The sequence below is a fragment of the Mycobacterium sp. genome, assembly GCF_032162605.1.
GTDB lineage: Bacteria > Actinomycetota > Actinomycetes > Mycobacteriales > Mycobacteriaceae > Mycobacterium.
Genome location: NZ_JAVROT010000220.1, coordinates 1 through 5,863, shown reverse-complemented (window position 1 = coordinate 5,863; position 5,863 = coordinate 1). Strand labels below are relative to the sequence as shown.

General features: G+C 64.0%; 6 protein-coding genes. 2 read left to right on the top strand and 4 right to left on the bottom strand.

The annotated features are described in order from the left end of the window. Positions 1-234: 234 nt before the first annotated feature. The 4 genes from QOI01_RS13670 to QOI01_RS13655 all read right to left on the bottom strand — a co-directional run bounded on the left by QOI01_RS13670 (position 235) and on the right by QOI01_RS13655 (position 4,363). Positions 235-1,098, bottom strand: a complete 864-nt coding sequence (locus QOI01_RS13670) for an ABC transporter permease (RefSeq protein ID WP_526381726.1) — start codon at positions 1,096-1,098, stop codon at positions 235-237. Next, on the bottom strand, positions 1,095-1,970 hold the full coding sequence (locus QOI01_RS13665) for an ABC transporter permease (protein WP_526381724.1): 876 nt from the start codon (positions 1,968-1,970) through the stop codon (positions 1,095-1,097). Before QOI01_RS13665 ends, QOI01_RS13670 begins: the two co-directional genes overlap by 4 nt. Positions 1,971-1,985: 15 nt before the next feature. Beyond that, on the bottom strand, positions 1,986-3,194 hold the full coding sequence (locus tag QOI01_RS13660; protein WP_526381722.1) for a polyamine ABC transporter substrate-binding protein: 1,209 nt from the start codon (positions 3,192-3,194) through the stop codon (positions 1,986-1,988). Between the two features lie 68 nt (positions 3,195-3,262). After that, positions 3,263-4,363, bottom strand: a complete 1,101-nt coding sequence (locus QOI01_RS13655) for an ABC transporter ATP-binding protein (RefSeq protein WP_526381720.1) — start codon at positions 4,361-4,363, stop codon at positions 3,263-3,265. Positions 4,364-4,786: 423 nt separating this feature from the next. On the opposite strand from QOI01_RS13655, the gene QOI01_RS13650 reads away from it, so the two are divergent. Both QOI01_RS13650 and QOI01_RS13645 read left to right on the top strand, forming a co-directional pair. After that, entirely contained in the window at positions 4,787-5,269 is a 483-nt protein-coding gene (locus tag QOI01_RS13650) for a TspO/MBR family protein (RefSeq protein WP_526381718.1), read from the top strand. Positions 5,270-5,276: 7 nt separating this feature from the next. Further along, positions 5,277-5,780, top strand: a complete 504-nt coding sequence (locus QOI01_RS13645) for a phosphate-starvation-inducible PsiE family protein (RefSeq protein ID WP_526381716.1) — start codon at positions 5,277-5,279, stop codon at positions 5,778-5,780. The last annotated feature ends 83 nt before the right edge of the window (positions 5,781-5,863 follow it).

Genomic DNA, 5,863 nt, shown 5'->3' with positions numbered 1-5,863 from the left:
GCCTGCGTTCGCCATGTTGGTCGGCTTCCTGGTGTTGTCGCAGGCACCCGGGGTGGCGGGTCTGGTCGGCATCTGTCTCGTCGTGGCCGCGGGGATGGGCGCCGCGCGAGCCGGCGCCAGAACACCGGTCCTCGTCGACGTGACCTGACTCGCGACGCTGGGACGAATGGCGCGCCAGAGTTCACGGGGGCCGGGTGTCGGTGACGGTCCGGCTCGACGCACCGTAACCGTCGCCTAGACGTCGATTCGCTTGCGGCGGTATAGCGTTCCGACGGTCAGCAGGACCAGGCTGATCGCCAGGATCGCGGTCGCGAGCACGTCGATCTGCGGCGGCACGGCGGCCTTCGTCGCCGCGTTGACGAACAACGGGTAGGTCACCGTCGAGCCACTCACGAAGTACGTGACGATGAAGTCGTCGAGCGACAGCGCGAACGACAGCATCGCCGCGGCGACGATGCCGGGAACGATGAGTGGCAGCGTCACCTTGAAGAACGTCCTGGCGGGACTTGCGCCGAGGTCCATCGACGCGTCCTCGAGGGTCCAGTCGAAGCCGCGCACCCTGGCCCGGACCGTCATCGCGACGAAGCTGATCTCGAACGCCACGTGCGCGATCAGAATGGTGGCGAAGCCGGTCGCCCAGCCGAGGTCGAGGAACAGCGTCAGCAGCGAGGCGCCCATGACCACTTCGGGTGCCGTCAGTGGCAGGACGAGGAACGTATCGACCGCTTTGCTGCCCCGGAATCGCTGGCGCACCAGGGCAATTGCGAGCAACGTGCCGAGAACGAGCGCGATCAAGGTGGACAGGGCCGCCACCTGGATGCTCATCTTCAGCGCTTCGGCCAAGGCCGGATATTTGAACGGGTTGGCCCAGTTGTCGAGGGTGAAGCCCTGCCACGTGTAGTTGAACTTGCCTGCGGGCTTGTTGAACGAGAACAGCACGATCACGAAGATCGGCACGAAGATGTACAACAGCACCAGTGCTGCCACCACCCTGAGCAAGACGTCACCGAGCTTGCCGGTGCCCATGATCGAGCGTCTGATCTTGGCCGGCGGGCTGTCGATCACGTCGACGATCGCGGCGCCTTCCTGCAACGTCATACCAAGTCCTCCGTGCCGAGCGCCCGCGTGTAGGACAGCACGCCTGCGAGGATCATGGCCATCAGCAGGAAGCTGAGCGCGGCCGCGCCGGGATAGTCCTTGACTATTAGGAACTGTTTTTGAATGACGTTGCCGATCATCGTGGTCTGCGTGCTGCCCAGATAGTCCGCGTTGATGAAGTCACCCATGGCGGGGATGAACACCAGCAAGCTGCCCGCCAGCACACCCGGTATCGACAACGGCAGGATGACCTTGCGGAACGCCCGGAAGCTCGACGAGTACAGGTCTTTCGATGCCTCCAACAGCCGCGGGTCTATCTTCTCGAGGCTGACGTACAGCGGCAGGATCATGAACGTCATCGAGTTGTAGATCAGCCCGCCGATGACGGCCCAGCTGGTGGACAGCAGCCGTCCGTCGGGTGGCAGCACCCCGATCGCGCTCAGCGTGTGCACCACGATGCCGTCGTCGGCCAGGATCGTCTTCCACGCCAGCGTGCGCACCAGGAACGTCACGAAGAAGGGCAGTACCACCAGGCCCAGAAGCAGGTTCTTGTACCGCCCCGACTTGAACGCGATGACGTACGCCAGTGGGTAGGAGATCAGCAGCGACACCACGGTGGCGGTGAAGGAGTACAGCAGCGACCGCAGGATCTGGTCCTGGTATGTCGCCAACGCATGGCCGTAGTTGCCGAAGTTCCACGCAAAGGTCAACTCCGGGAGGTAGATCGAGCCGCCCATGGTCGAAAGCGACGTCCGGAACAACGACCAGAACGGCACCACGAAGAAGATCGCGAGGTACGCGAGCGCAGGAAAGATCATCAAGTACGGCGCGATCTTGCTGCGCTGGCGACTGCTGCTGGCTACTCCTGCCATGGTTCTGCCCGCTGCCTAGCCACCGGTGACGGCGGCGTACGCGGTGTTGAACTGCTGGGTCTGCTCGTCGGTGAGCGCGGCCCAGGTCTTCAACCTGTCCTGAGATTCCTTCGGCGGGTTGATCAGTGGGTTCGCGGCGAGCTTCGGGTTGATCTTGTTCAGCTCGTCGGTCATGTCCGACAGCACCGGCACGTACTGGGTGAACGCGACCAGTTTGGCGTAGTTCGCCCTGTCGTACACGTAGTCGATCCACGCCTCGGCGGCATGCTGGTTCTGGGTGGTGTAGGGGATCGTCTGCGTGTCGATGAACCAGTCGCCGCCAGACTCGGGGATCACGAAGTCCAGGTCCGGATTGTCGGCCTGCAGCTGGACGACGTCGCCGGAGTAGGCCTGGGCGACGATGAGGTTGCCCGCGGCCAGATCGTCGGCGTAGTCGTTGCCGGTGAACCGCCGGATCTGGCCCTTGTCCTTCTGTTCCTTGACCAGGTCGACGGCCTTCTGGACCGCGTCGATCGTCGGCTCGGACACCGAGTTGCCCTGCGACGACATGATCATGCCGAGGCCGTCCTGCATGTCGGAGAGCAGACTGACCTTGCCCTTGAACTTCGGATCCCACAGATCGTCGATCTTGGTGATCGGACGTCCCGTCGCGGCCTTGTTGTACGCCAGTCCCACCATGCCGCTCATGTACGGGGCGGTGTACTTGCGGCCCGGGTCGGATTTGTCGTTCAAGAGGTCGGGCCGCAGGTTCTTCTTGTTGGGCACCCGGCTGTCACTGATCTCGTTGAGCCAGCCCAGTTGCTTGAGCCGCAGCGCCATGAACTGGGTGGGCACCACCAGGTCGGCGCCGATGTCCTGCTTGCGCGACAACGGCTCCTTGTTCTTGGCGAACCACTGCTCGTTGTCGTTGAAATCTTCCTTGTAGTCCACGGTCAGACCGCTGGCCGTCTGGAAGGCCGCGACGAATCCGTCGGCCATGTAGAGCGGCCAGTTCGAGATCCGCAGGGTGCCGCTGGCCGGCTTGCCGTCGTCCGGCGCTGCCGACGACGAGCTGCTGGAACTCGTCGTGCTGCTGGAACTGCACGCAGCCAGGAACGCGGGTCCCAAGGCGAAGGCTGCCGCCGCTGCAGCGCCGCCGCCCAGAAACCGACGTCGGTTGGTCCGGTTGTTCACGAGTCGGGACATGAGCGCTGGGTCGATGCCTTGGTTGTTCGAGGAGGCCATGGCTGGTGTGCCTTTCATGAATCCGGGGAGGGGTAGCCGGGAAGTCAGCGGTACGTCGACTCATCGTTTTAGGAATCGTCGAGCATCTCCTCGAGATCCTCCGTGGTGGGAATGTCGGCGGCGGGAAGGACCAGCGACGCCTCGGGTGCCCAGCTCACATGGAGCTGATCGCCGGGGCGAAGCAGCGGTAGATCCTGCTCTGGGCCCACGTGGGCGAGGATCGGGGATCCGTCGGCGGCGGCCAGTTGCAGACGCACGACGGGGCCCTGGAACGTGAGGTCGGTGACCGTCGCGGGCACGCTGGTGACGTCGCTCGACGGCGGTTCCATCGAGACCCGTACGCGCTCGGGACGCACCATGAGCGTCGCCTGGCCCCCGGTCTCGATGGTCGTGTCACCGGGACGCGCCCGTAGCGTGGTGCCGAGGACGGACAGCTGGGCGTAGTCGCCGTCCATGCCCTTCTGAATGCCATGCCACAGATTGGCCTGCCCGATGAAGCTGGCCACGAACACCGTGGACGGGCGATCGTAGATCTCGGTGGGAGTGCCGATCTGTTCGACGTTGCCCGAGTTCATCACGGCGATGCGGTCACTCATCGTCAGCGCTTCTTCTTGATCGTGCGTCACGTAGACGAACGTGATGCCGACCTCCCGCTGAATCCGTTTGAGCTCGAACTGCATGACGTGCCGCAGCTTGAGGTCGAGCGCGCCCAGGGGCTCGTCGAGAAGAAGAGCACTCGGGTAGTTGACGAGCGCGCGGGCCAGTGCGACGCGCTGCTGCTGACCGCCGGACAGCTGCGACGGCCTGCGTTTTGCGAAGTCGGTGAGGCGGACGACGTCCAGCAGCTCGTCCACCCGGCGCTTGACCTCGGCCTTACCGTGCTTGAGGCTTCTGGGCCCGTACGCCACGTTGTCCCACACGGTCATGTGCGGGAACAATGCGTAGTGCTGGAACACCGTATTGACGTTGCGCTTGTGTGGCGGAACCCTCGACACGTCGGCGCCCTCGAGACGGATGGCGCCCTCGGTCGGAGTCTCGAAGCCCGCGATCATGCGCAACGTGGTCGTCTTGCCGCAGCCGGATGGGCCGAGCATCGAGAAGAACTCTCCCGACGCGATGGAGAAGTCGGCGTCGGCAACGGCGACGTAGTCCTCGAAGCGCTTGGTCACGTGGTCGATCTCGATGACGGGTTGGCCCGGCTCGTGAGTGCCCGCATCCTTCCCCGTCGTGCTGTCGACGGCGGTGCTGCGTGTGCCGTTCAGGACGACCTCCCTGTGGTCGGCACGAAGAAATGCCCCCCAGGCAGATCGTGGGCCATGCTCTCCGTGCGCTGTGGGTAAACCATCGCCGATCTTGACGACCTTCGCAAGCGATTCCGCAACGAATTTACATTCCTACAATGGAATCCCTAGGTGTTGGGGTTGCTCAGTCGCCGATTCCGCTTTCCGACCTTCGAACTTGGACAGGCACTGACAGGTCGGTCGGTACCCGCGCGCTCGTAGAAGCGGATCGCGTCGACATCGCCGGGGCATGATCGCAGCGTTTGTCCATCAGGCCACATGGGTAACACCGTGGGCGCGGAAGGAACTCACATGCATCCCAATACTCTTGCCAAGACCGCGGGCGCAGCGTTCCTCACTGCCGCCATCGGAGGTCTGGCGAGCGGCCCCGCCGTTCAATCGGACTGGTACGAGAAACTCCGGAAGCCCAGCTTCCAACCGCCCCGACAGGCCTTTCCCATCGTCTGGCCACTGCTCTATGGCGACATCGCGGGTGTCTCGGCCGCGACCATCGATGAACTCGGCGCGCGCGGTGAGCAGGACCAGGCCCGTGCATTCTCCGGCCTGCTTGCGCTGAACCTCCTTCTCAACGGCAGCTGGTCGTGGCTCTTCTTCAAACGTCGACAGCTCGGGGCCTCCGCACTCCTGGCCGGTGCACTGGCCGTCAGCAGTGCCGATCTCACCCGGCGCGCAGTGCGAGTCAAGGGCGTTCCCGCCCGGGTCCTATGGCCCTATCCACTCTGGTGCGCATTCGCCACGGCTCTGTCGAGCCGTATCTGGTGGCTGAATCGCTGAGGTTCGGATGGCCAACGACGAGGACGACGACGACGACGACGTCGAAGAAGACGAAGAGGGTCGGCAGCGCTTGGCCGACCGGGTGCTGAGTGGCGTCGAGGACGCCCTCTACTGGGGCATCGCCGTCGTCCTTGCCTTCGGATCAGTGGCGCTTCTCGTTGCGCAGTTCAACACGCTGCTCCGACTCCGGAACACGTCGGCGTCGACTCTGATGCTCGAGATCCTCGATGGGCTCCTGCTGCTGTTCATCTTCGTCGAGCTCATGTATGCCGTGCGCGCCTGCCTGCGGTCACACGAAATCGTCGCGGAACCGTTTCTCGTCGTGGGCATTCTCGCCGGCATCAAGGAGATCGTCGTACTGTCGGTGGAGGCCGCGACACTGCTGGAGAAGGGCCCGGAGTTCTCTCGTGCCGTCGTCGAGATCGGCGTATTGGGCGCTGTGGTGCTCGTTCTGGCGTTGGCGGCGTTCGTGTTACGCGTGAGAAGGCCCGACCGCGAAAGGACGGCCTGAGGCTCAGAGCAGTTTCTCCAGGGTGATCGGCAGATCGGTCATCCGTCGACCCGTCGCGTTGAACACCGCGTTGGCGATCGCGG

What these genes read in the sequence shown, in the direction of transcription:
- QOI01_RS13670 (WP_526381726.1), bottom strand. Translation starts at nt 1,098, where the DNA reads ATGACGTTGCAGGAAGGCGCCGCGATCGTCGACGTGATCGACAGCCCG.
- QOI01_RS13665 (WP_526381724.1), bottom strand. Translation starts at nt 1,970, where the DNA reads ATGGCAGGAGTAGCCAGCAGCAGTCGCCAGCGCAGCAAGATCGCGCCG.
- QOI01_RS13660 (WP_526381722.1), bottom strand. Translation starts at nt 3,194, where the DNA reads ATGGCCTCCTCGAACAACCAAGGCATCGACCCAGCGCTCATGTCCCGA.
- QOI01_RS13650 (WP_526381718.1), top strand. Translation starts at nt 4,787, where the DNA reads ATGCATCCCAATACTCTTGCCAAGACCGCGGGCGCAGCGTTCCTCACT.
- QOI01_RS13645 (WP_526381716.1), top strand. Translation starts at nt 5,277, where the DNA reads ATGGCCAACGACGAGGACGACGACGACGACGACGTCGAAGAAGACGAA.